General features: G+C 43.5%; 21 protein-coding genes. 18 read left to right on the forward strand and 3 right to left on the reverse strand.

Annotation, left to right across the window (positions count from 1 at the left end):
- The 3 genes from LX99_RS24705 to LX99_RS24720 form a co-directional block, all read right to left on the reverse strand.
- Positions 1–294: transposase family protein (locus LX99_RS24705; RefSeq protein WP_146203218.1), on the reverse strand; the 294-nt coding region annotated here is incomplete at its 3' end.
- A gap of 317 nt (positions 295–611) precedes the next feature.
- Positions 612–1,118 (reverse strand): hypothetical protein, encoded by a 507-nt coding sequence (locus tag LX99_RS24710; RefSeq protein ID WP_109610918.1) that lies wholly within the window; start codon positions 1,116–1,118, stop codon positions 612–614.
- 295 nt (positions 1,119–1,413) lie between these two features.
- A complete protein-coding gene (locus tag LX99_RS24720) occupies positions 1,414–2,166 on the reverse strand; it encodes a LytR/AlgR family response regulator transcription factor (RefSeq protein ID WP_109610923.1) in 753 nt (250 codons plus the stop codon).
- A gap of 200 nt (positions 2,167–2,366) precedes the next feature.
- Here LX99_RS24720 and LX99_RS24725 point away from each other — a divergent pair, with 200 nt between their 5' ends.
- From LX99_RS24725 to LX99_RS24810, 18 genes are all read left to right on the forward strand, one after another.
- Positions 2,367–3,788, forward strand: a complete 1,422-nt coding sequence (locus LX99_RS24725) for an NlpC/P60 family protein (protein ID WP_109610925.1) — start codon at positions 2,367–2,369, stop codon at positions 3,786–3,788.
- A gap of 64 nt (positions 3,789–3,852) precedes the next feature.
- Complete coding sequence (locus tag LX99_RS24730) at positions 3,853–5,646, forward strand: NB-ARC domain-containing protein (protein ID WP_109610927.1); 1,794 nt, start codon at positions 3,853–3,855, stop codon at positions 5,644–5,646.
- Positions 5,647–5,649: 3 nt separating this feature from the next.
- Entirely contained in the window at positions 5,650–6,909 is a 1,260-nt protein-coding gene (locus LX99_RS24735; RefSeq protein ID WP_109610929.1) for a tetratricopeptide repeat protein, read from the forward strand.
- Positions 6,906–9,242: a tetratricopeptide repeat protein gene (locus LX99_RS24740; protein WP_109610932.1), complete on the forward strand. Its 2,337-nt coding sequence runs from the start codon at positions 6,906–6,908 to the stop codon at positions 9,240–9,242. Before LX99_RS24735 ends, LX99_RS24740 begins: the two co-directional genes overlap by 4 nt.
- Before the next feature lie 337 nt (positions 9,243–9,579).
- Complete coding sequence (locus LX99_RS24745; protein WP_109610936.1) at positions 9,580–9,777, forward strand: hypothetical protein; 198 nt, start codon at positions 9,580–9,582, stop codon at positions 9,775–9,777.
- A gap of 80 nt (positions 9,778–9,857) precedes the next feature.
- A complete protein-coding gene (locus LX99_RS24750; protein ID WP_109610939.1) occupies positions 9,858–11,810 on the forward strand; it encodes a tetratricopeptide repeat-containing sensor histidine kinase in 1,953 nt (650 codons plus the stop codon).
- Positions 11,811–11,941: 131 nt separating this feature from the next.
- On the forward strand, positions 11,942–12,616 hold the full coding sequence (locus LX99_RS24755; protein WP_109610941.1) for a vWA domain-containing protein: 675 nt from the start codon (positions 11,942–11,944) through the stop codon (positions 12,614–12,616).
- 109 nt (positions 12,617–12,725) lie between these two features.
- Entirely contained in the window at positions 12,726–13,739 is a 1,014-nt protein-coding gene (locus tag LX99_RS24760) for a hypothetical protein (protein ID WP_109610944.1), read from the forward strand.
- Complete coding sequence (locus LX99_RS24765) at positions 13,723–14,802, forward strand: protein kinase domain-containing protein (RefSeq protein ID WP_109610946.1); 1,080 nt, start codon at positions 13,723–13,725, stop codon at positions 14,800–14,802. The genes LX99_RS24760 and LX99_RS24765 overlap by 17 nt, the downstream gene beginning before the upstream one ends.
- Position 14,803: 1 nt before the next feature.
- Entirely contained in the window at positions 14,804–15,673 is an 870-nt protein-coding gene (locus tag LX99_RS24770; protein ID WP_109610949.1) for a hypothetical protein, read from the forward strand.
- An 80-nt stretch (positions 15,674–15,753) separates the two neighbouring features.
- Positions 15,754–17,199 (forward strand): hypothetical protein, encoded by a 1,446-nt coding sequence (locus tag LX99_RS24775; RefSeq protein ID WP_146203219.1) that lies wholly within the window; start codon positions 15,754–15,756, stop codon positions 17,197–17,199.
- A 7-nt stretch (positions 17,200–17,206) separates the two neighbouring features.
- Complete coding sequence (locus tag LX99_RS24780; RefSeq protein ID WP_109610954.1) at positions 17,207–18,598, forward strand: DUF4407 domain-containing protein; 1,392 nt, start codon at positions 17,207–17,209, stop codon at positions 18,596–18,598.
- Between the two features lie 706 nt (positions 18,599–19,304).
- Positions 19,305–19,661: a plasmid mobilization relaxosome protein MobC gene (mobC, locus tag LX99_RS24785; protein ID WP_211319091.1), complete on the forward strand. Its 357-nt coding sequence runs from the start codon at positions 19,305–19,307 to the stop codon at positions 19,659–19,661.
- 107 nt (positions 19,662–19,768) lie between these two features.
- Positions 19,769–20,848, forward strand: coding sequence for a relaxase/mobilization nuclease domain-containing protein (locus LX99_RS24790; RefSeq protein ID WP_281271003.1), 1,080 nt, complete (start codon positions 19,769–19,771; stop codon positions 20,846–20,848).
- 63 nt (positions 20,849–20,911) lie between these two features.
- The gene (locus LX99_RS24795; RefSeq protein ID WP_109610960.1) at positions 20,912–21,259 is read left to right on the forward strand and encodes a hypothetical protein; all 348 of its coding nucleotides are present in this window, start codon (positions 20,912–20,914) and stop codon (positions 21,257–21,259) included.
- Positions 21,260–21,263: 4 nt separating this feature from the next.
- On the forward strand, positions 21,264–21,902 hold the full coding sequence (locus LX99_RS24800) for a zeta toxin family protein (RefSeq protein ID WP_109610963.1): 639 nt from the start codon (positions 21,264–21,266) through the stop codon (positions 21,900–21,902).
- A gap of 277 nt (positions 21,903–22,179) precedes the next feature.
- Positions 22,180–22,698, forward strand: coding sequence for a hypothetical protein (locus tag LX99_RS24805; RefSeq protein WP_109610965.1), 519 nt, complete (start codon positions 22,180–22,182; stop codon positions 22,696–22,698).
- Positions 22,699–22,893: 195 nt separating this feature from the next.
- Positions 22,894–23,157 (forward strand): helix-turn-helix domain-containing protein (locus tag LX99_RS24810; protein ID WP_146203220.1); only part of this gene is annotated, 264 nt, incomplete at its 3' end.

Raw genomic sequence — 23,157 nt, forward strand, 5'->3', positions numbered from 1 at the left:
GTCAAGTGCTGAAAATACTTTACCCAGTACATCATGTGAAGGAATGCCATGACGATAAGGAAAATACTGCCGAAGCCAGTTTAATTTTGTTTTGCCAAACAAATGGACAGATGACCAGTCATCCATACCACTTAAAACTGCCGATATACATAAAAAAAGAATCTCTTCCAGCGGATAAAGGTAATGTCCTTTGTTCGTTCTGCGAGGGTCTTGCATGCCGGAAAAATAATCAGAAAAAACTTGGTGAGCTGGTTTTTCGGAATTTGAAAAGGTCATTTTTTTGACCTTAATCATTTATACCTTAAATATACTCCTTATCTAAATGATAAAAAAGTTAAAAGCGATTTCCCTGAAGCCTGACCTATGCATTTGGAAGTGCGGCTCCTAAAACACAGACTGCTGCAGCCACAACGACAGACAGCAGCGCGGCTGCTTCGACCAGCACTGCCTCAACCGGGAATGGCAAAGGCAAAAGCAAGTAATATGATAATAGTTTGCGTCATGATTGGAAAAAAACAATTCCGTTGACCCCACTTCGCCAATTTACTATCCTCGGCTAATGCCCTGAACTTAAGCATTAATGGTGGTCATTCTAAAATTGGCAACTGTGGTCAATCATGTGTGGTTAATCCACGCTGTTCCTTTGTCAAAAAAGATTTGAGATCTTTAATGTTCAGTTGATAGAACAACTGCTTCCACCAATACGGGTAGATATTTTCCGTCGTGTAGGACAACTCGACTTTTTGGAGGTTCAGCAAGGTTATACCGTACTTCAATAAGCAGTTATTGAGACCTACCGCGAGCAATTTAGGTGCGCTGATCCTGCCGGCGAATACGCAGGCGTGTAAACGCAGGGATATATTTTTTGACTTTATATTTTCAACTTTCAGGTTCATGACAAAACAATTTTGAAAGATGAGGGAAATTTCCTCAAAATCGATATCCTCTTCATTTTCAATAAACAGATCCGGAAAAAAACAGAATTGAAAAGAGACAGCTATTTGACCGGGTATGACAGCTACACCCTTAAAATCGGCCGCGTGTAACTTGATGGTCACCGGTTCTTTGAAGAACTGCGCCTCTATAGGCACGTAAGGTTTCGGTTTGATAATCCTCATAATATGTTAGTTAATAATGCCCTCCAGTTTTCGCAAAGTTTCCACCGCCGGTTTACCCAGTATGGTGTGATTTGCTAGTTCTTTCAGCCTGGGCAAGTAGGTTACATCACCCACATTTTCTAGCATATGGATAGCATGCAGTAATATTTCTTCCGGCTTATCCCAAGCGACATAATGGATTTTTGAATTTGGGGATTCGAAAGCGCTTTTCGACAAAAAAATGCAGTCGCTTCAGGCAGAGGGACCTGCAAATATACCCTTGTCGAGCCATCGAGGCTGAAGTCTTGCGCATAGACTACATAAATCGAATCCTGTTCTTGAAGTCATGCCTATATGTTTTGCCTATCGGCAACTCTTCATCTTCGATCCAAAGACGATTCTCCTGAATTTTACTTAGGTAACTTACATTAATAATGTAAGATCTGTGAATACGGTAAAGATTTTTAGCAAACTGAAGCTTGTCCTCCAATACGCTCATGTTTTCGCTAAAGAGAATTTTCTCGGTGATATTTTTATTGTTTTTGTAAAAGAGTTTACAATAAGCACCGTCAGCTTGCAGCATCACTATTTTGTCAATATGTAGTTTACTAAAGGATTCTCCTTCTTTTATGAAAATACAATCATCCGCAAGATAAGGGGATTCATTCGTTAGAGTTTTTTCTTCTGCATCTTTCCGGAGTGTTTTTAGGGCCAGGTCGATGGCAACGTCTAAGTCAATTGCTGTAAATGGCTTAGTCAGGTACTGAACTGTATTGGTTTCAAAAATAGCCTTTTTACGTAGTGCCTGAGCATTATTGTCTGTGACATATATGATTGGTGTCGGGCTAATTTTTCTGACCGCTAATGATGTTTCTACACCGTTCATATTGCCCTTTAAATGGATGTCCATAATGATGATGTCTGCCAGTTTTGGGTGAAAGTTGTCGAGCATTTCTTCCCCGGAGGAAAAAACACCCGCTACGAAATAGCCTGTTTCCTCCAATATTGTCCGTATGGTTTCGGCAACAAAGGGTTCATCTTCAATAATTAGCACTTTAGTTCTCTCCATGCTGACAAGGCTTAAATAGGGCGTAATTAAGGAAAATAAATAAACAATACCTAATAAAATGGAAAACGTTTATTCTTTAAATATCGCCGTTTGCAAACCCGGACGCGCCATTAGTAAATAACGCTGTTTGAGTTCTTGTATAGTGTTTAATTTCAACAATGAAACACTAAAGTAAACGTATTTTAAACCTAAACCTTATCATGTTTTTTGCTGATGTAAAAATTAAAGCCATGAAGAAAATTATATTTTTTGCAGTATTAATCATTATCGCCGCGTCTTATCCGGGCTGTAAAAAAAACCACAAATCTGAGGCGCTCCCTTCTGTTGATACGCTTTATGAGGCTTCTTTGGTAGTACAGAGCGCGCTTGAAAATGAGCCTGACATCAATGTCGGATTGAACGATGTTGTCCTTCCTAATACCAGCCACTTGTTTGAATTTGAACTGGCCTATGACCACGATTGGCTGGTTAGTAATAAGTTCTTGCTTCCTGCCGCTGACTTATCCTTGCTAGATAGTAAAAAAGCAGTGTTTGCGACTGGCACTGGTTCCGGGCAGGGGCCGCAGGCCATTAAAAACATTATAATAGCCAGGGCGCAGATAGCAGCTTACTATCTGACTACGGCGTCAAATTTCGCCAGCCTGGTAAAAAATAAACCCGCCCCCGAGCAAACCAAGGGGTTAGCGTATGTATACGGGTCCCACGACTTTACCAAACTCAACAGAAGCGCCGGGGCTTGCCCGGAACTGCTTTACGGCTTGGATTGTTCAGGTATGCTTATGTACCTGATGGCAGAAGCAGGTATTAATGTGTCGGGGAATGCGGCCGATCTTAGTAAAAAAAATCTTTGGGAAGATGCCTTGGTAAAGGCGGGAGCAGCATATTCTAATCTCCAGGTTCAGTCGTTTTCATCCTCCCAAATGCCGCTCAGCCAAATACAAACTGGAGATATTATTTATTTTTACGGTACTGCCGACGATGGGACTTACGGCGTAAAACATATTGGAATGGCTTTGAATGATCCATCCGGCAACTTGATGCTTTACCAATCCAACGGTCGTAGTTCCAAAAGTTGTGAATTAAACTACGATGGCCGTCACGGGCCGCGTCGTATTGGAGTGACGGACCCGATTACACAAAAAGGTTGGGGGTTTAGCGACTATGGTGTCATCCGTTTGGTTGCGAAAATTGCCGGAAAATGGAATGCTTATATCCGGTGCCAGAACGCTTCCTCTGATGCGATTACCCTTAACTTAAATTTCCCGGTGATAGAAGGTGGTGCTTACCAGGCCACCGGGAGCGGCAGTGATTATGATGGTTCGCCCATCAACGTTGTCATAAACGGCAACTACGATGTGGCTGCAAATGATTTGAACGGAACAATCTTCTATTCGTTTCCAAACGATCCGCAACAAAAAAGGTCTGATAGCTTTGACATAGTCCTCAATTATGACGATACAGGTTATACGCCGTTGACTAAGATTAATGACAATGGCGGCTGTAGTGCCCAATTGCGGCTCGTGAACCAGCAAACAGCACAGGTAAATCAAACCGGACAGGTGAAAGTTCAGTCATTACCGGTAAAATGCAATTGCGGTATCGGGCATCCTACTGTTCAGTAATCATTGACAATTTTTGTTTTTCTGTTTCGAAAATATTAAGTTTATAGGCAACCATATATCACAAATGTTTCCTAATCAAAGCGTAAAAAAAGAAGGAATTGTCAGCTTGCAGGCGGTGACGGTTTACTATTTGTTCCGTAAATGCTTCGAAAATATGGGAAGGCCTTTTGAACAGATCGAAATGAGGCTATGGTCGCGTCAATTGCTTGAGGCGATAACGGCTAAATTAAAGGATATTGCCGATACAAAGGAATGGTTTGATATGACAGCCCCCAAAAGCCATCAAGCTTATTTTAACAGTATTTACCTGGAAGCAAGCAGGCTGATTGTGTCGGGGAAAGCACATGACCTTATACCAATAAACCTCAGGTCTTTTTTTCCGCTGCTGATGTATTCCGGTTTTGATATGCAATATGCCCACCTCGATACATGCTTCGGCAAAAATCGGGGAGATTCCTTATTTACCTTAACTGCCGGAAAAAAAACAACATTTCAGCTTGCTATTGATGAGGCGGAGTTTGATAGGCGGGTTAAAAAAGGCTTAACTATTGGTAAGCCTACGAATTTTGACGATGCCCCTGTCCTCGCCCCGGCAGCCCCCGTGGCAAAAAAGCTTATTAAATATCAGTTTCCTCTGGCCCCTGCCTATTTTATTGGCCGGGAAGAAAAGCTGGATAGTCTGCATACGTTACTGACAGACCCGGGACAAGTGCAAAAAACAGTCTTATTAAACGGGACGGGGGGGATGGGCAAAACTACATTAATGCAGCAGTATCTTCACGAAGACCGTTGTAAAGCTTATTTTGACCGTATTTTTTGCGCTGTTAACGATCACGACCTGGAGACGATGTTTATAACTAACGCCACGCAGGCTTTGGGTTTGGAGGAAAAGCTTAAAACGGCAATTGACAGCCAGGCCCAGTTGAGGATTATCTGTGGCGAAATGAGCCGGTATACCGGCGAAAACCTTTTTGTCATCGATAACGTCAACGAAAGTGATTTTGAGGACTTGAAAAAAATAAAAGTGCATTTCGATCGGTCTGGCTGGAAATTTTTGATAACGACCCGTACAGCGCCTGACGGGTTTCTTAAGCTCGATGTTGACGAATTGGATCTGGATGGCGCAATGCTTCTTTTCGCGTATCATTTCGCGTCTGAGGAAATAGTTTCAACCAGCCAGGAAGCTACAACCCGTAATCTCAAACGTTATATTAAGGACGAAAAACTGGCAACTGATCTGGAAGAGTTACTTAACCACATTATCCGCCATACGCTGCTTACCGAATTACTGGCTAAAGCCGGGAGAAAGAAACATTTAAAGGTACCCGAATTATTGAATCGGTTGGTCGACAATGATTTCAGGCATCCCGATCTGCAGCGTACGATAGATCCTGGCCGGCACGGGGAAGGAAAGGTGCGACTAAGCCCGGTGACCTTGCATAATTATTTACTGGGCCTTTTTGAAACCGCATACCTGTTAGACAAGACCGGCGTTGGGGATGTAGACAATGAAAATGAAGCTAAGGCTACGATGCTGCGCTTTTTTTCTGTATTGCCGCCGGGCGACATGTCGCTCTATCATCTGCAATTACTTTGGTGTGTTAAAAAAACGGAGGAAATTGAGTTTGAAAATCGGTTGGATGACCTGAAGCAAATTGGATGGCTTCAGGAAAAATTTGCCGGGCAAGCCTATAAAATGCATAAGCTTGTGCAGGAAGTGGTCCATGAGACGTTAATACCGACGTTGGACAATTGCCGGCCCTTGATTAAGACCCTCGCGAAAATATTGGAGCAGCCGCTTGAATTCCCGGATATTTTTCAGAGCTACGCCGACACTATCATAAAAAAATTTGAGTAAGCTATGGACAGGCAATTTTTTGAATTATCTCTTGCCCGTGCATGGTCCTTTCGCCGTCAAGGCAACGCGCCCAAGGCGGTAGAATATGCCAAAAAAACACTTGAAATCGCCCATAAAACCGACCCGGAATGTGTTATGATCGCTCTGGAGTTTTTGGGAAGTTCCTATGAGACAGCCGGTGATTTTGATAATGCATTTCAATGTTATGCGCGCACCCTCGAGACCGGTGAAAAAATATTACGACACTATCCCGATGACATCATGGGCGAAATAGCGTTATGCTCCGCTTATGCCGGTTTAGCCGGAATTGATTTGAAACTCCAGCGCTATGAACGTGCAGAAATCCTTTATAAAAAACTTTATGACCGATCTTTCAAACGGTTGATTCCCAGACAGTGTGACCCGCTACCCATGAAGGAGAATAAAAGGTTTCATGCCCAATCCTGTTCACATATTTGTGATCTTTATTTAGCAACCGAAAACGGGACGCAGGCAATTAAATATAGTCATGAGTTCAACTTAATCATGTTGGAACTTTTTGAGCATGACGGGCTTGATCCTGAAATCCGAAGTCGGTTGCTTACTTCTTATGTGCAACACGGGCGTGCCCTGGAATTGACCGGGAGGTACCAGGAGGCAATCAACTGCTTTGACGCTGCCCTTCCCCTGGGCGAGGTGCTGATAGCTGAATACCCAGATGTTTATGAGTTTACCGAAGGCTTTCTTTCATCTTTGCAATCTTCCGGGGATTTGCTGTCTGTCCTTGGGAATCATGCGGGGGCTTTGGTACGTTACGAAAAAGGATATGTTATGGTGAAGGGTTTTTTTAACAAAAACCTGAACGATGAGACTGCCAAATTTAACCTCGCAGTGGCTGCCTGTAAAGTGGGAGGGGCCTACATTTATCTAAATGAACCCGAATTGGCATTCCCTTACCTCGCTGAAGAAAACAGGCTCTATCTTGAACTGGTAAGGGAACCTTCATTTAAAGCTGAGTTTTATTTTGGCCTGAGTATCAGCTATGCCAATTTAGTTCTTTATTATCAACAAAAGCGCGATATGGCAGGCGCGAAAAACAGTGCGCACAAAAGGTGCGATGTTTTGTCCTCCCTCGCTGAAAAGCCATCGGCAAACCGGAAATATAAGCTGGCTTTGAAGGAGAGCTTCCTTGCGCTGGCAAAAATTTATCGTAATGACAATGATCACTTAAGTGCGAAACTGTTTACAGATCGTGCCAGTGCAATCCATATCAGTGCCATATGAGCCAGGACCCGGATTTGGCTTCGCTGATGCTTTCCCTTGGTGCGAATCGCCAGGAGACCGGGCAATTGAAAAATGCTTTAAGCCATATCAGCAAAGCGGCCGGAATTTTTAAGGTGCTGGGGGACGAACGATATTTGCCGGCCTTAGCAAAGGCTGGAAATATTTACCTTGCACTGGGCAATGTTAACCAGGCTTTGGATACATTACTGGAATATAAAAATCTTTCAGAGCAATTGTTCAAACTGACCGGAGACGTACCACATAACAAAAATAAGCTGGCCATAGCCTGGCAGGATTTGGGCGGTGTTTACGAAAGGACGGGTGATTTTGCGCAGGCATTTACTTGCTTTTCGAAATTTCATACCTTGTCAGGGGAGCTTTACCGGAAGTTTCGAAAAAATAGGGTTTTCAGGTATAATTATGGAATTGCCTGCTGCAAAATCGGAGATATGGCAGTCCGGGAGGGTAGGCTGTCTGCGGCTATACCAGACTTTAAAAGATTTTATCGCCTTACCGCTGCATTGAACCGGGAGCGTCCGGGCGATGAAGAAAGTATTAATGCATTGGGCACTGCCGCGTCCAGACTTGGGGAAGTCTATTATAATGAGGGTAAGTATGATCTTGCATTAAACTATTATGCCGATAATATAATAGCTTATGAGGCGCTTTCCGGGCGTTTTAAAAGTAATGTTAAATTTAAGGAGAACCTATCCATTTCTTACGAAAAGGTTGGCGTTCATTTTATGGAACGTAATGAGTGGGCTGCCGCTTTGCCATATATTCAAAAAGATGCGAAGCTGATCCAACAATTGAATAAACTGGATTCGGGTAATACCGGATACGTTGTTGCACTTTCTATAGTCCATGAAAAACTGGGCGCAATTTACGAAGCTAGTCACCGAGATAAAGCCGCATCATACCAGTATAACAAAAGTCTCGCCCTTATCAGAAATCTTTATGAAAGCGATAAATCGATTCCGGCTTACCGGAGTGGTTTAGCTGCTGCTTTTGCGCGCCGGGGTAACCTTAGTCAAAAAAAAGGTGCACTAAAAACGGCTCTTAAGTTTTACCGGCAAAGCTATGCATTATTAAAAGAGCTTGTGACCGGGTTTCCGCAGGATAAAGAATATCAGAATAGTTTAGCGAAAGCTTGCGACCGCCTTGGTAATCTTTACCAGAACCTTTTCGATGCTGCCGCTGCGCTGGAGATTTATCTTGAATATAACCTGCTAGCCGGCTCACTTTTGAAAGCGGATAAAAAAAAACTTGACTATAAACATAGCTACGCCATTTCCTGTTCAAAATTAGGCGTGATGTATCTTGAACAAATGGAATTGCAAGACTCCATTTTTTACACCGGTTTATATTATGAGATTGAAAGAGAACTGGCATTACAAAACCCGGGAAATGTTAATTTTAAAAAATCGCTCGGAATTGCGTGTTCCCGGCTCGGTAGCATCCGCCTAACCGAAAGAAATTATGGGGAGGCTATCCGGCTATTTGAGGAATATCGAGAGCATCAGCGGGAATTGATCGGTATCGATCCCAAAAATGACGTTTTTCAAAATGGGTTCGGCGTAGCCTGCCTTCGTTTGTGCGAGTCCTATATGGCGATGCATCAACCGGAAAAGGCGAATGGCTTTTCTGCGGAGTATTTGAAAACCGCACGAAGCTTATCTCAAAAATTCCCTGGAAGTGCTGTTTATGCCAAAAGCTATGGCGGAGCCTTAATCACGGGTGGGGATGTCGCTACTGCACTGGAGGAACACAACCGTGCATTCGCACTATTTAACGACGCCCATATCCTATTAACCCGTTTGGTAGGTAAATTCAAGGGTGATATGGCTATTAGAAACATGCAGGTAGTTTCTTGCGATAGGTTAGGTCAATGGTACCTTTACGAAGACCTGAACGAAGCTGTAAGGTTTTTTGAGGAGCAGGTAGCCGCCGCTGCGCCACTTTATACAGATTCCAGATACCAGCTTCAGCCGGGTTATAACCTCGCGGCGGGCTATGAAAGGCTGGCCATCGCAAAAGATGGGTTGGGTGATACCATGGCGGCCCGGACTTTTTTCGAAAAATCCAGGCTGCTATTCGATAAACTGCATTTACGGTATCCTGACGACGACGAAACGTATTATAGGCTGGCGCTTGCTGATTTCAGGTTTGGGGTATTGACCGTTGAAACGAACGTATTGCAAGGAAAAACATCGTTGCGGAAAGCTTTGGTTGCCTGGAAGTACCTTACGGCAAAATATCCTCTTAATTCTGACTACCAGCAAAAGCTTGATTTACTGCTTCTTTTTACCCGGGAACAAGGTATTTTATTATAGTTTTTTTGAAAAAAGTTATTTTCTGGCGCTTCGCTGTAAAAAATGACAGCTGCCAGGCATCCGCGCGCCATCTCCCCGGCGTTTCATCTCTTTTCGGCATTTCTATGCCCACTTTAAACAGCATCCGGGCAAAAAAAAGCAATTATCACAACTGTTTGGCAACTGTCACCGATAATAGCCTAAAAAAAGACCTTAGCTAATGTTATCGATGACAATAATTAACAGTTGAAAGTGGCTTACCCGGGCAGAGCGGGTAAATCAATTCAAGGGCAAGTGCCCGCGAACCCTGTAAGCCATGTTGCCCTCCTTTTTAACTTTTTAAAACAGGAGGTTCAAAATGAAAACCTTGAAGTGCCAGTTTGCCGGACTGGTGTTATTAACCGGCTTACTTTCCGCTGCTGTTAGCAGCTGTGAAAAGGAGGAAAATCCTCCAAAACCTGCCATCCACAATGTAGGCAGGGAACTTAACGTAGCTGATACGACCGGACATGGTCTTTCAGGAGGCGAAGATGGTGTGAAATTTCCGCCTAAGTAACTGCGGTTAGTAGTTCAGCCACAGGCCCCGGGATGGGGTTTGTGGCTTTTTTATTATCTTCGTTTTCATAACCTTAACCAATGCATGATCGAAAATACCTTATTGTAACAGCGGGTCTTCTGCTAATATTAATTACGCCCTTATGCTCTGTGGCCCAGCGAAGTGCGTCGGTGGTGGACTCATTGATTAAAAGAGCAAATCTGCTTTATCCGCAAAATCCGGCTGCGGGAAAGGCCGCTGCAAAGGAAGCTGCTTCACTTGCTGCTCTAAATCATCTTCTTCCGCGTCAGATCAAGGCTATTAAACTGCTGGCTTTCTTTTCCTATGATAGTGAGCAATGGGGTGCTTCGGAAAGTTTTGCTGAACAGGCTGTCTTATTAGCCCGTGGTGCCGGGATCGACTCCTTAACCGGCGATGCCCTGGTCACATTGGGTATTATCCGCGCCGCGCAGCAAAAGCTTGATCTGGCCATTGAATCTTATAAGGAGGCTGAAGGGCATTACAATCGTGCCCATCTTGTTTTAAGACTGGCCTTGCTCTACCTGGATATTGGCGTTGCAGAAAAGAAAGCCGGCAGGTATGGCCTGGCGAATACATTTTATTTTAAAGCAGCCGACATCTATCTGAAAAATAAGGATATGGGGAGCCTTGCAGAAGTCTATAACGATATCGGCAATTGTTTTACTGTTGCAGAAGACAGGAAAAAGGGCATCCAGTATTTTCAACAATCACTTGTGCTTAGGGAACGCCTGGGTGATTCCACCGGGATCGCCCAGTCTTGCAATAATATTGGTTATGTGCTTAAATTAGACAGTATGGCAGACAACGCGCTGGCATACCTGCAGCGGGCTATGCGCATCCGTTTAAAGCTGAAAGACTCAAGTTCCCTTGCGTTAACGCTACAGAATATAGGGTCTGCTTTGATTATTAAAAATAATCCCGAGAAGGCGCAACCATTCCTAAATAGGTCTTTGAAAATTGCGGCCGTCTACCAAATGCCCGAATACCTTGCCAGAGGTAACCTGGATTATGCTGATTTGTATTTGCACGAACACCGGACAGATTCAGCTTTGGCCAGGGCCGACGTAGCGGAACGAATCGCCTTAACGCTTGGCCTGCCCGACTTATCCCTGGGCGTTTTTGAAATTAAACAGAAAGCACTTGTGGAAAAAGGACGCTTCCAGGAGGTATACACTTACACGCAAAAAATAAACCATATCCGGGACAGCCTTTTTACTGTCGCCAAAAATCGAATTACCAACGAGCTTGAGGTGGGTTTTCAGACACGCGAGAGACAAAGGGCAATTGCTGCCCTCATAAGGGAAAATCAGTTGAAACAGCGTTCCATAATAATACTTGGTATGGGCGGGACACTCTTATTGATCTTGCTGTTTGTGCTGGCGATGAGCTACCGATCTAAAAACAAAGCCAACAAGAGAATCAACACACTATTACAAGAACTTCATCACAGGGTAAAAAATAACCTACAGATATTGAGCGGGCTTTTTTCTATGCAGATCAGCAATCTTGATGATGAAACCGCAAAAAATGCGCTGCGCGAAAACGAGGCCCGGTTGACTTCTATGAACCTCATCCATCATAAGCTTTACAGCGGGAGGGAAAGTAATGATATTGAAATGTCCGAATACCTGGAGACCCTTCTCCGGCACATTCAGGGCTCTTTCGGAAAAGGGAATGCGGCCAACATCCGTGTTGCACTCGACGTTGAGCCTATTTCGCTGGCTGCGGACAAGGCTGTTGCTATTGGATTGATAGTAAATGAGTTGGTGACTAATTCATTTAAGTATGCTTTTAACGGTACTCAAGGTATTATCTCTTTATCCGTAAAAAGGGATGGCGAAAAAAAAGCTGTGTTGTACCTAACAGACAGTGGCCCCGGCTGGAAGGATCTCGGTAGTAAACAGCAATCGTTAGGACTGAAGATCATCCGTCTGATGGCACTTCAGCTTGATGCTCAGTTGGAATCTCATCATTCGGGGCCGACCTGGTACCGTTTGCGCTTCGCTATTTAACTCTTCTGATTCCATTCATCAGCGTTCTTACGCCACCGGTAAACCGGTTATGTCCGCTCGTCAAACGTGCGAAGGCTGCGCCATTCCCATTTTCTAAATTTAGCATAAGAAAACGTTAAACAAACAGAATTATGCAAGGACTTAAGTATACAGTCGACATCGTTATGTGTATCGATGCGACAGGCAGCATGGCGCCGATCATGGACACTGTAAAAGACAAGGCTTTAAAATTCTATCCTGACCTGAGCGCAGCTTTGGCGGCAAAGGATAAGAATGTTGATGTTTTAAGGATGAAAGTAGTTGCCTTTCGTGACTTTTATGACAAACCCGGAAATGCACTAACTGAATCTCCATTTTTTAGCTTGCCTGAACAACAAACCGAATTTCAGCGCTTTGTTCGAGACTTGGAACCCACCGACGGGGGCGATGAACCTGAAAGCGGTTTGGAAGCGCTGGCTGTTGCGATTAAATCGGACTGGAATACAACCGGTGACCGCAGACGGGAGATTATCGTGATGTACACCGATGCATCGGCGCATGCACTGGATGCCGGTATGTCGAAACCGTCTAATTATCCAGCAGGTATTCCCAAAAACTTTAATGAACTGACCGATTGGTGGGCCGGGCAGGATAACCATGTTTCTCAAACTGCCCAGCGACTTATCATTTACGCCCCGGATTGCAACCCATGGTCTGATATTAGCAATGAGTGGGAAAACTCAATTCATTATGCCTCCCAGGCAGGTGCCGGGTTAAAAGAGATTGATTACGAAACTATTCTTTCGGCAATCGTCAAAAGTGTTTGATTTATGAAAACCATTGGATATGAATATCCGACGAAAGATAAGAATTCTACACAGGTGTAAGTTTTTTTCAAATAAGAGACGTATGACTCCTATGACTATTTCCTTTAACATGGAAAAGACCCCCGGACAGGGCGAAGATGCAGCCCCGGTAGTGTTGTCAGGTAACGGGCGTTTTTTTCTTGGTGTATTCGACGGAATGGGCGGAGCTGGCAGCACGGTTTACGACATCAACGGAACACAGCGCACCGGTGCCTATTTGGCGTCCAGGACGGCAAATAATTGTATAACCAGTTTTTTTCTGGATTTCATCAACGACCCGGATACTGGTTTTAACGAACATATGGCTAATGAATTAACTTTTCAATTGCATCAGGTACTGCAGCAGGAGTTCGATAAATTAACCAGTGGTGCAGATACTAAATTAAAGAGCCGCCTGCTAAAGCCTCTGCCCACAACATTTGCCGGTTTATTTATAGAAGAAGCCACAGGACAGGTTAAAGTCTTTAGCCTATGGGCGGGGGATTCCAGAAATTTCTTATTGACAGCCGACGGCTTGCAGCAATTATCCGCAGATGACTTGAAATTCAAATTCGATCCGATGGAAAATCTGAAGAAGGATTCGCCGCTAGACAATGTGATTTCTGCTGAGGGCGATTTTTTAATCCGGTGTCGGCAACTTGACGTAATCCAGCCCTGCATACTTTTTTCTGTCACTGACGGGTGCTACGGCTATTTCAGCACACCCATGCGATTTGAGCTTGCTTTGGTAAAAACACTATCTGAAAGTCATTCGCTGGAGGAGTGGAACGAACAATTAATCAGGGTAATTGGCGAAGTCGCCGGCGATGATTATTCTATGGCGCTGATTTGTCTTGGGTTTGCAGATTTTGAGCAGGTTATCAGTTACTTCAAACAGCGCCTGGACCTCTTATATGCATTTTACATCAATGACATCGACGTTCAAATTAAGGAAATAGCCGATCTGCGTTTAGATCTTCAAGAGCAAGAAATGAAATTGAAAAAGGCGGAACAGCGAAAATCGGATACTGAGCTTCAAACGTGGGGTGTCTATAAAAGCAGTTATTTAAAATATATCGAGTCTTTGTATGAAAAAAGGGGATAAACTAACTGGCAGGCGTGGAACCTACACTGTTCTGGAAGACTTCGTGGTTACCGGCGGGATGTCCAAGGTGTCGTTCGTGAAACTTGACGCAGATGGCAAGGAATACTTTATAAAAGAATTTCTTGCGCCAAAACTGAGCGCCGCGGGCGGTCCTGCGACAAGGGAAAAGAGCAGGAAAAAGTGTGAGGCATTTGAAAAACACCATCACCGGATCAATTCTAAAATCAGCAAAAAAAACGCTATCGGCGGGAACTTGATTTCTGCATTCGATTTTTTTCGGGCAGGGACAACTTATTACAAGGTTTGTGAAAAGATCGATATCAGTAGTATTTCCATCAAGGAGGTGTCCAAACTGCCGGTAAGCCAGCGGCGGCTTATTTTACGGACAATTGTGAGCAGCCTCAAAATCCTTCACGATCTGGATATCGTCCACGGTGATCTCAAGCAGGACAATATTCTGATCAAAAAGTTCAAGGACCGTTATATCGCAAAATTGATTGATTTTGATAATAGTTATTTTTCATCACTGGCCCCGGAAAAATCGGAGGAGTTAGTAGGTACACAAGAATATTATTCACCGGAACTGGCCGGCTATATTATTGCTGACGGAAAAGTAAAGCCTGAGCACCTGACGACTAAGTCGGACATATTTGCCCTCGGCATCCTTTTTTCCGAATACTGGTGCGGTGAAAAGCCGTTATTCAAAAAAGACTTCCAATACGTCTGGCAAGTCGTTTACAGCGGTGATAACGTCACTTTTAGCAAAAGAATCCCGCCTGTAATACTTGAACTGATCAAACAGATGTTGTCAGCCGATCCTTCGGCCAGACCTGACCTGTCAGCAGTTATTCAATATTTCCGGGATCATGAAGATGAGAAGGATTTTGAGGTAAGCGATTTACCTCCGGAAAAAAAACCTGAAATTAAAGAAGATGAAGTCCCAAAGCGGGACACGCCAGATGGCGGGGGAATATTGAGGGGTAAATTAATGAAAAAGCTGGAGGCCGGCTCCCCCGCGCCGGAACCCTTTCTAAAAGGAAAAATGTTTAATAAAAAAAGTTGATATGGGTGCAAATGATCCTTATACCGAATACGCCGGGCAAAATATTATAAAAGCAGAAAACAAGGACCGGTTTGGAAATGTCCGCGGCAACCAATACGATTTATCCAAAGATGGCGCTTTCAGTGGATTTAAAATCGCTGTCCTCCACCTTTATACAGGAGAAGGTTTTGATTTTGAATTACCCACCCTTGCCCTCCGTGAGAAGGGGTTCGGAGTCCATCGCTGGAAAGATGCAGCCCCGCCAGTAGCGGAATTTGCTGCGGTGCTGGAAACCTGTTGTCAATTATGGGTGATATCTTCGAATACCCAGCTTATTACCAACGAGCATATTGACATCATCGAGTCGTTCTTTAACCAGGGCCGCGGTGTTTACATTTGGGGGGACAATGACCCTTACTATACGGACGCGAACCGGATTTTGAAACGCCTGTTCAATTGCTCGCTTGCAGGCAATTCGCCGGGGAACCAGGTGCTGACGCTACAAACCTCCAGGGGTACCCGCGGATTTAGCCCCAACCACCAGATTACAACAGGACTGGAGTTTTTGTATGAAGGTATCACAATAGCTTCAATAAAACCGGAATCGGCCATGCAGCCGCTCATCTTTGGCTCGGGGAACAGTATGATAGCCGGAATTTACGACAAAGATGGAAAAAGAGCAATTGCCGACGGGGGGTTTACCAGGCTATTTTGTCAATGGGATACCGCCGGAACCGGCAGGTATGTCAAGAACGCAGCGGCCTGGCTTACCAATTATCATAAGTTGTACAAGACCGAGGGGGGCATATTGAAAGGCACGCTGATTATCAAGGGCGACGAGAAGCCCGTTGAAAACAAAACTGCGTCATTGAAAGGAAAATTATTAAAATAATGTGGAGGTGTGCTAATTGTGAAACTGAGAACGACGATGATGCATTGCGGTGCAATTCGTGTGACCTTCATATCCCGGAAATGGATAGTTTCGAAGCTCATCTGCAGTTGGATGCGATAAAGGCATCGTATGTGGTGAGCTGGGCTTTTTCCAACACGCTAAAGCTGCTGATTGAACCCGGAATCGGAGACTCCGCTATGAAAGGAAGTGCTATCGTTGAAATCGACGAAACAACAGATTTGGTTTTTCAGGCTGAAAACGATGCAACTCAAAGGGTTTTCAATAAAACACTTGTATTGCCGATCCCGGTTATAGATGAATTCCGCACTGTCAGTTCGATGATATTGCTCGGCAGTCCGGTAAATCTAAGCTGGTTGGTGAGATATGCCTCTAAAATAACGCTGAAAGATTTCGGAGAATTTAGCGGACTGGAATCCGCCGAAATCTATCCTGACCGGACATGTACCATCACTATTATTGCGGAGAATCATTCTGGAAGTGTATCATCCAACCTGCAGCTGGAATTGCCCTTGCCTGAGATAAAATTGTTTGCCAGTGACAGGGATACCGTTTTGGAAGGGGAAGAGGTCATGCTGACGTGGGCAACAATTAACGCTGCTAAGCTTACACTTTCAGGCCATGGAGAGCCAATCCTTTTGGAAGGGAGCCAATGTCAGATCAGTATTAATAAGACATCTGTGATTTCCATTCAAGCCGCCAATCCCACCGGGATGGTTACAAAGGAGTTGCTTATCAAGGCTGTAGCCAGACCGGTGGTCAGATCGTTGATAATAGACAAACCCGTTGCGTTACCCGGAGAGGAAGTCATGATAAGCTGGGAGGTTATAAATTATGAGAGGCTTTGGCTAGTGCTTGATGAAACAAAAGTTGAGGTAACAGATCGTACGGTTTTTATTTTCAGAGCCGAAAAGGCATTGACTATAACGCTCCTTTGCCAATCAGCGGACAAGATGATCACTGTTAAAGAAACTACCCTGCTAAAGATTGTAGATGCTGCGAAGGTTAATTTCATGAGTTTGGACCGCAAGTTTACTGTTCAGGGCCAGCCAGTGGTTTTAAGTTGGGAGACCAGTGATGCAAGCCAGATCAATTTATTGCCGCTTGCATTACCACTATCAGCTAAAGGATACGTAACGCTCGCCCCGGCCACAAAAACGGTATATACCATTGTAGCAGCGAACGAAAGAACAGAAGACCGAAAATCGATGGAAATTGAAGTTCTTCCGTTACCTCTTATTCCCCCTCTTCCGATAAGTGTCCTCCCGGTTAGGATTCCCTGGACGGTTGAACCGCCGCCTCCGGAACACGTAATTCTGAATGAAAGCAGCATTTGGAAACGTTTGAAGGGGTTATTGTTTAAACGATTTACTTTCGGATGGTCTTCTGGTTACCTACGGCCATTAATCAGGGACAAATCGTTTGTTATAAAGGGGAGCCGTCCGTTATATATCATCGTAGGCCGCCTGAGAACTCTAGAGAAATTTAAACGCATAATTTTAAGATAGTAATCCGATGAAAAAGAATACTTACTCCACTCTCCAATTCCTTTTTTGGTTGGTTTCCGGCGCAGAAACCCACATCCTGAAACAATGTAGAAATGATTATAGCCGATTTGCCAGCATTGGTTTTGTGTTAGTTATGACAACGGTTTTTGCGACCATTTCAGGCTTTAGTGCGGGACACTTTTTCAGTCATGGAAATTTTGCAATTAGCCTCGCTTTCGGTGTTCTTTGGGCGATGCTTATTTATTCGATTGACCGCAGCATGGTCGTTTCGTTGAAAAAGAAGGCGGAAACCGACGATTTACCTTTTTTTGGCAAGCTTAAGTTTTACGCCATTCCCTTTCTATCGCGAGCGCTTGTTGGTATGATGATCGGTTTCTTTATGTCAATTCCTATTGAGATAATCGTTTTTCAGGACAATATAACCGTTCAGATGGATGCTGAGAACAAGCAGCACATGCTGGATGAGACCAATTATATTAACAAGGTCACTAATAAACAAGATAAAGTAAATGCAAAGAATGACGCTTTAAGACAAATTGCAACCATCGATTCGCTGCTTGGGTCCGAGTGCCCTTTGCCTGCTTACCGCAGTAACAAAGATTTGTATGATCAGGCGATCCCAGTTAAACAGAATCTTTACAGCAGATATTTAAATGCACGGGCTGCGCAGGCCGCGACCCCCAGGCGAATCCTGAATGCACAGATGCAGTCGGTTAGTAATCCGCGTTATGTGGCGGCAAGGACACGGACCGCAGCCGCTTTGAGCGCTTATAATGTACAAAGCCGTCAGTGCGATGATTATCAAAATCAATACAGACGAGCAGACTCCACGTGGAGGGCGGAAAAAAATGCAGAAAGATCGGTGCAGGACAGCACAGCCAATGCCAATTCCGAGGCCATTCAGCACATTGTGAAACATGCCGATACGGCTGTCCATCAAAAGCAGCGACAATTACAGTTGCTCAATGGCTTTACCCGGCAATATGAAGCGCTCAACCACGCTGCCGATGCCCGTGGCAGCAGTTCTCTTCTCTTCCTGCTTTGGCTAATTCGCCTGATATTTATCGGCATCGAAATCCTGCCCATGTTAACCAAGATCATGACGCCAGTTGGTGATTATGACCGTGCCCTAATTGCTGGCGAAAAGGCTTTTGAACTCGAATTGGCCGGCGACCTTGATGCAAAAGAAATTGCCGAGAGGTTGAGAATGGAAAGTGAGAGTGAAATAATTGCAGAAACCGAAAATCATCGCAAGGGAAAGGAGATCGAATTGAATAAGTCATTGATAGATGAAGCTGCCAGGGTGCAAATGGCAGTAGCTTTAGCCTATCTCAACCAATGGGAGTTCAAAGAAATGGATGAGATGCCGAAGCGAATTGAGGAGTTTCTGAAACATTGAAATTGCGCAGTAATAAATACTACGTTTTAAAAATGGACTATAGCAGATTACTTTGCCATTCGATAGCGACGCGCCCCATATATCAATCAATTGTAAGCGAAAATTACTGTCGTATTCATGATTTTTTTAAAAATGTAGTATTAGCTGGAAAAACCAATTCCGTTGACCCCACTTCGCCAATTTACTTTCCTCGGCTAAGGCCCTGAACTTAAGAACTAATGGTGGTCTTTTTAAAATTGGCCAACCGGGGTCAATTATGTGTGGTTAATCCACCAAGGCTAATTTTATTAAAATCGTATCAACATGGCCAAAAAATGTTTTGACAGCATTAAATCTTAGTCATATTTATTAGGAAATGTTAATCCGAATTGGCTATTCTTATAAAGTCAAATACATCTATTGAAGAGATAACCAGTCAGTAGTTAAAATTTGATAAAGGATAACTGAACATTATCAATTGGCAGAGTAAAGCAAGCCATGTTTTGACCGGGTCAAAACGTTTGGCTTGCCGGGACACCCGGGCCCGAAATGCTTCACTTCATTCAGCATTTTTTTATTATTTGGAGTAACAAATCTTAAGGATTTGAGTTAAATAGTAGTCGGTGAAAAGCCGATACTAAATGCGGGATACTCCGTAGCCCTTCGGGGTCAATAAGCTGTCGAAGTCTCGGCAGCAATTTCCCATATTAAATTTCCTGTTGAATTAATGGCGCGGCCTAAGGTTCCAGAAGCCGAACGCCGTTCGGCGAAATTTACGATGATGCTAACTCCCGGCGAACTTGCAAAACTTGTTCAGCTCGGAGAAGTGTGCAATAAACCGCCGGGGACTTTAGCCAGGGAAAAGAATTTTAAAGGAAGGTTTCCCGCAGCCCGCATACCAAAAATCGACATCCACTACTATACCGAACTTCAAAAGATCGGCAATAACTTAAATCAATTGACGCGGTTGGCCAATAGCGGGAAATTGCCGCGAGAATTATTTGGACTTTTATTGAAGTTGCAACAGCGGCTTGACCTGACCATTAATAAAATCATTTATGATAGCCAGTCAAGTGATCGGTAAAAGCTTTATGGGTGCTTTGAATTACAATCTGAAGAAGCTATTTCTGCCGGACTGAAATCGGAGGGCCGAATTACTGTCTTCCAATTTCGCCACTACATGTAAAGGGGATTGCGAGGGAGGTTAAAATGATCAGAAGTTTGAGGCCGAATCTAAGGAGGTACGTTTATCATACCAGCCTAAACTTCCCCAAAGAAGATCAGGCGCAGTTGTCAAAAGAGAAACTATTATCCGTTGCACGGGATTACCTGGAGGCAATGGGATTCTCAAATAATCAATATTTGATATTTCTGCATCATGAGGCAGATCATCCCCACCTTCATCTATTGGTAAACCGGATTTGTTTCGACGGCAGTATCGTATCTGACAGCAATAACTTCAAAAGGAGTGAGGCTATAGTACGGGTATTAGAAAATCGGTATGGACTTACGCAGGTAAAGCAAGGTAAGTATATAGCAAAGTATCGGAATAACAATGTATCAACGAAACACGGTAACTCTATAACAATAGGACGGAGTAACCATATATCTCAGCGTGCACCATCGAAAAACGAAATTGAAATGTCTATAAGAACCGGCAAGGGTTCAAATAAGATGGTATTGCAAGAAACGCTGAAGCGGATTTTACAGCATCACGGACAAAACATACCTGATTTTATTAGACGGTGCGAAGCGGAAGGCATTAATCTCTTATTCAACCAGGCATCGACCGGGCGAATAAGTGGCATCACTTACTTCTACAATGATTTTAAATCGAAGGGACAAGCTTTAGGAGAACGTTTCAAGTGGGCAGAAATAATCAAATCAATCAACTATGAGCAAAATAGAGACAGCAAGGCAATTAGCGAAACAAACAGCCGGGCACTCGCAAAGTTCGGAGAGTTCGAATCAGCAAAGCAAAACGCAACCGCCAGAATTAGAACCAGAAATCATGAACTTTATACAAGCCGTTCAGAAGATTTTGAGTTTGACGGATGGGAACAAGGCGTTGTTGATGAAAATGGAAGAACAGATGAACCAGATCGAGCGGAAACATACGAAGGAATTGCGGTTAATGATCATACTTCTGCTGGTTCCGATGATTATCATAACGATAGGTTTGGTGGCTTTATTGATATTCAGATAATGGAAGACATTGACGATGAAGCCGTATTGGGCAAAAATCGGCGAAGGCATGGAAGAGGCCGGTAAGAATAGATTGCCCACTATTGGCGTTTAATTGAGTATATTTGATTATTATTACTAAGTAGCCTTATGGAAGTAATATTAGACAGCGAAAAAAAGCCCCGAGGAGTTTTCCTTCCCCTGGAAGAATGGGAAGCGTTGAAATATAGCATTAACAAGGCCAGCAACCTGTATAAGTTGATGGATGAGTTAAGCCATCCTGATATTTTCGAAATGACGCCGGAACAGTTCTCGCAATATATGCAGCCCGCATCCGCTAAAGTTGTAAAAAAGGCGCTCGATAACGGACTCTACGTATCATATCCTGCGGGCGCTGAACTGCCGGATAACTTTATCCACGAATACAAAAACGGGAAGAAAGTGTTAGTGGAAGTTGACCCCAATAGCGGGATGGAACGCTTCCTGAGAAATCTCTGAAAATATGCCCCAGTATTTAGTTGTGGCCGGCCCAAATGGTGCTGGCAAGAGTACGTTTTCTCAACATTTTTCCAGACCGGGTGCATTGATTTTCGATCCGGATGAGCAGAAGTATAAAGTCGAAAAACAATACCCTGATATTTCGCAGGAGGCACTGGAATCAGAGGTCACTCGTAAATACAATGCATTCGAGCTAAAGGCGCTTGGTTCGCAGCTCCATCTCACTGTTGAAACAAATTTGAGAAACGATTTTTTGGCAGACAGGGCGGAGTTTTTTCATGAACATGGTTATGAAACAAGGTTGATTTATATGCTCTTACCTGATTTATCGACTTCAATGGATCGGGTAAATCTTCGTGTAAAGCAGAAAGGACATTTCGTTGACGCAGATAGCATCAAGACAAATTTTGAGAAAGGGCTTGAAAACCTTGTTTCGATTGCTCATCGCTTTGACCAGCTGATGATTTTATCTGGCGCTAACACGAGCTTAGAAAAAACACAACCGCAGTTATTGCTTACTGTCAAAGACCAGAATATAGCACAAAAAGCTATTAATGTACCATTGTGGTGCCTGGATATTGTTCAGAATATTGAGGAATTATTTAGTTCTAATAACCTCACAAGAGGTAGAAGCAGGGATTGAGGCAATTGATTAAGCCGCCATTTTCTAATTTCGGTGGGCATTCCCCCGAGAATTATCGGGGTCCGGCTTTCCGCTATATCTTCTTCGAAGGATACGCTTCCAATCCGTAATGCAAAAATAAAATTTATAAAAAAGCGTATGTTTGAATACTAATCGGCTCCAACGCCGATTTTGTGATAAGGTTTCCTCTAAAAATAACGGATTATAACCAATATTTCCAGCTAGGTATCAGCAGCAAATAAATACTAGCTTTGTTAAAAGTTTCAGCTCCATTGTTATGATCCAAAACGACAAAGACTTAGTTATACATTATTTACGCGGTAACATTTCATGTGAAAAGCTATTAGCTGATTTTTCAGTTGACATCCGCACGGATAAGCAATATGTTATTTCTGAGTTGGAAAAAGCGATGGAAACGAATGATTCCGATTATTTGGACTTGGCAATTACACTTTTAGACATCTCAGGCATATCACTGGAATTTGTTGACATTTTGAATAAATTACTAATATATCCTAATCATTATAGGCATCAAGAAATAGCTAGAGATATTCAATTGCTAAAAAGCCCTACTAGCGTCGATTATATCGATAAGGTATTGAAAACCAATTTTAGCTTTCTGGAATATACTGCATCCGATTCTGATGCAATAGCCAAATGGTTTAGTTGGGCATTGTACAGTATAGGAACCAAGGAAGCGATTGACGTAATGAAGAAATATACCAATGTAATGGACGAGGGTATAAAAAATGAAATGCAATATAGATTGAAAAAAATGAATATTGAAAATACATGATGATTCCAGTCCGTTCATCATAATGACAGTGCTAGCCCTGCCAAAGTATTGTTTATAAGGGCATTGTTGTATTCAATTTGACAAGTTTCCTCTGCGTTCTTGTAGAACAAGCCTGGGTGCTATCTATAAGTTGAGATAGTGACAATTTAATCTGACAGTTACGATTAATTAACGCACGTAATAGAGATTAGCATTATGACAATCCAAGCAAAGATCATCAAAAACAAGATGGGCATATTGGAGCTTGCCGAGCATTTAGGTAACGTATCACAGGCCTGTAAAGTGATGGGCTATTCCCGTGATAGTTTCTACAGGTTCAAGGAACTTTACGAACAAGGTGGCGAACTGGCCTTACAAGAAATCAGCAGACGAAAACCGATCTTAAAGAACCGGGTAGAAGAGCATGTAGAAAAAGCCGTTGTTGAAATGGCTATAGACCAGCCGGCCTTAGGTCAGTTG

It is taken from the genome of Mucilaginibacter oryzae (assembly GCF_003148845.1).
Taxonomy (GTDB): Bacteria; Bacteroidota; Bacteroidia; order Sphingobacteriales; family Sphingobacteriaceae; genus Mucilaginibacter; species Mucilaginibacter oryzae.

Bases quoted from the DNA above. Each gene is read 5' to 3' on its own strand.
- mobC (WP_211319091.1), top strand. From the start codon at position 19,305: ATGGCGCGGCCTAAGGTTCCAGAAGCCGAACGCCGTTCGGCGAAATTT.
- LX99_RS24745 (WP_109610936.1), top strand. From the start codon at position 9,580: ATGAAAACCTTGAAGTGCCAGTTTGCCGGACTGGTGTTATTAACCGGC.
- LX99_RS24750 (WP_109610939.1), top strand. From the start codon at position 9,858: ATGCATGATCGAAAATACCTTATTGTAACAGCGGGTCTTCTGCTAATA.
- LX99_RS24775 (WP_146203219.1), top strand. From the start codon at position 15,754: ATGGATAGTTTCGAAGCTCATCTGCAGTTGGATGCGATAAAGGCATCG.
- LX99_RS24735 (WP_109610929.1), top strand. From the start codon at position 5,650: ATGGACAGGCAATTTTTTGAATTATCTCTTGCCCGTGCATGGTCCTTT.
- LX99_RS24760 (WP_109610944.1), top strand. From the start codon at position 12,726: ATGGAAAAGACCCCCGGACAGGGCGAAGATGCAGCCCCGGTAGTGTTG.
- LX99_RS24740 (WP_109610932.1), top strand. From the start codon at position 6,906: ATGAGCCAGGACCCGGATTTGGCTTCGCTGATGCTTTCCCTTGGTGCG.
- LX99_RS24720 (WP_109610923.1), bottom strand. From the start codon at position 2,166: ATGGAGAGAACTAAAGTGCTAATTATTGAAGATGAACCCTTTGTTGCC.
- LX99_RS24725 (WP_109610925.1), top strand. From the start codon at position 2,367: ATGTTTTTTGCTGATGTAAAAATTAAAGCCATGAAGAAAATTATATTT.
- LX99_RS24755 (WP_109610941.1), top strand. From the start codon at position 11,942: ATGCAAGGACTTAAGTATACAGTCGACATCGTTATGTGTATCGATGCG.
- LX99_RS24730 (WP_109610927.1), top strand. From the start codon at position 3,853: ATGTTTCCTAATCAAAGCGTAAAAAAAGAAGGAATTGTCAGCTTGCAG.
- LX99_RS24770 (WP_109610949.1), top strand. From the start codon at position 14,804: ATGGGTGCAAATGATCCTTATACCGAATACGCCGGGCAAAATATTATA.
- LX99_RS24795 (WP_109610960.1), top strand. From the start codon at position 20,912: ATGGAAGTAATATTAGACAGCGAAAAAAAGCCCCGAGGAGTTTTCCTT.
- LX99_RS24710 (WP_109610918.1), bottom strand. From the start codon at position 1,118: ATGAGGATTATCAAACCGAAACCTTACGTGCCTATAGAGGCGCAGTTC.
- LX99_RS24765 (WP_109610946.1), top strand. From the start codon at position 13,723: ATGAAAAAAGGGGATAAACTAACTGGCAGGCGTGGAACCTACACTGTT.
- LX99_RS24805 (WP_109610965.1), top strand. From the start codon at position 22,180: ATGATCCAAAACGACAAAGACTTAGTTATACATTATTTACGCGGTAAC.
- LX99_RS24780 (WP_109610954.1), top strand. From the start codon at position 17,207: ATGAAAAAGAATACTTACTCCACTCTCCAATTCCTTTTTTGGTTGGTT.
- LX99_RS24800 (WP_109610963.1), top strand. From the start codon at position 21,264: ATGCCCCAGTATTTAGTTGTGGCCGGCCCAAATGGTGCTGGCAAGAGT.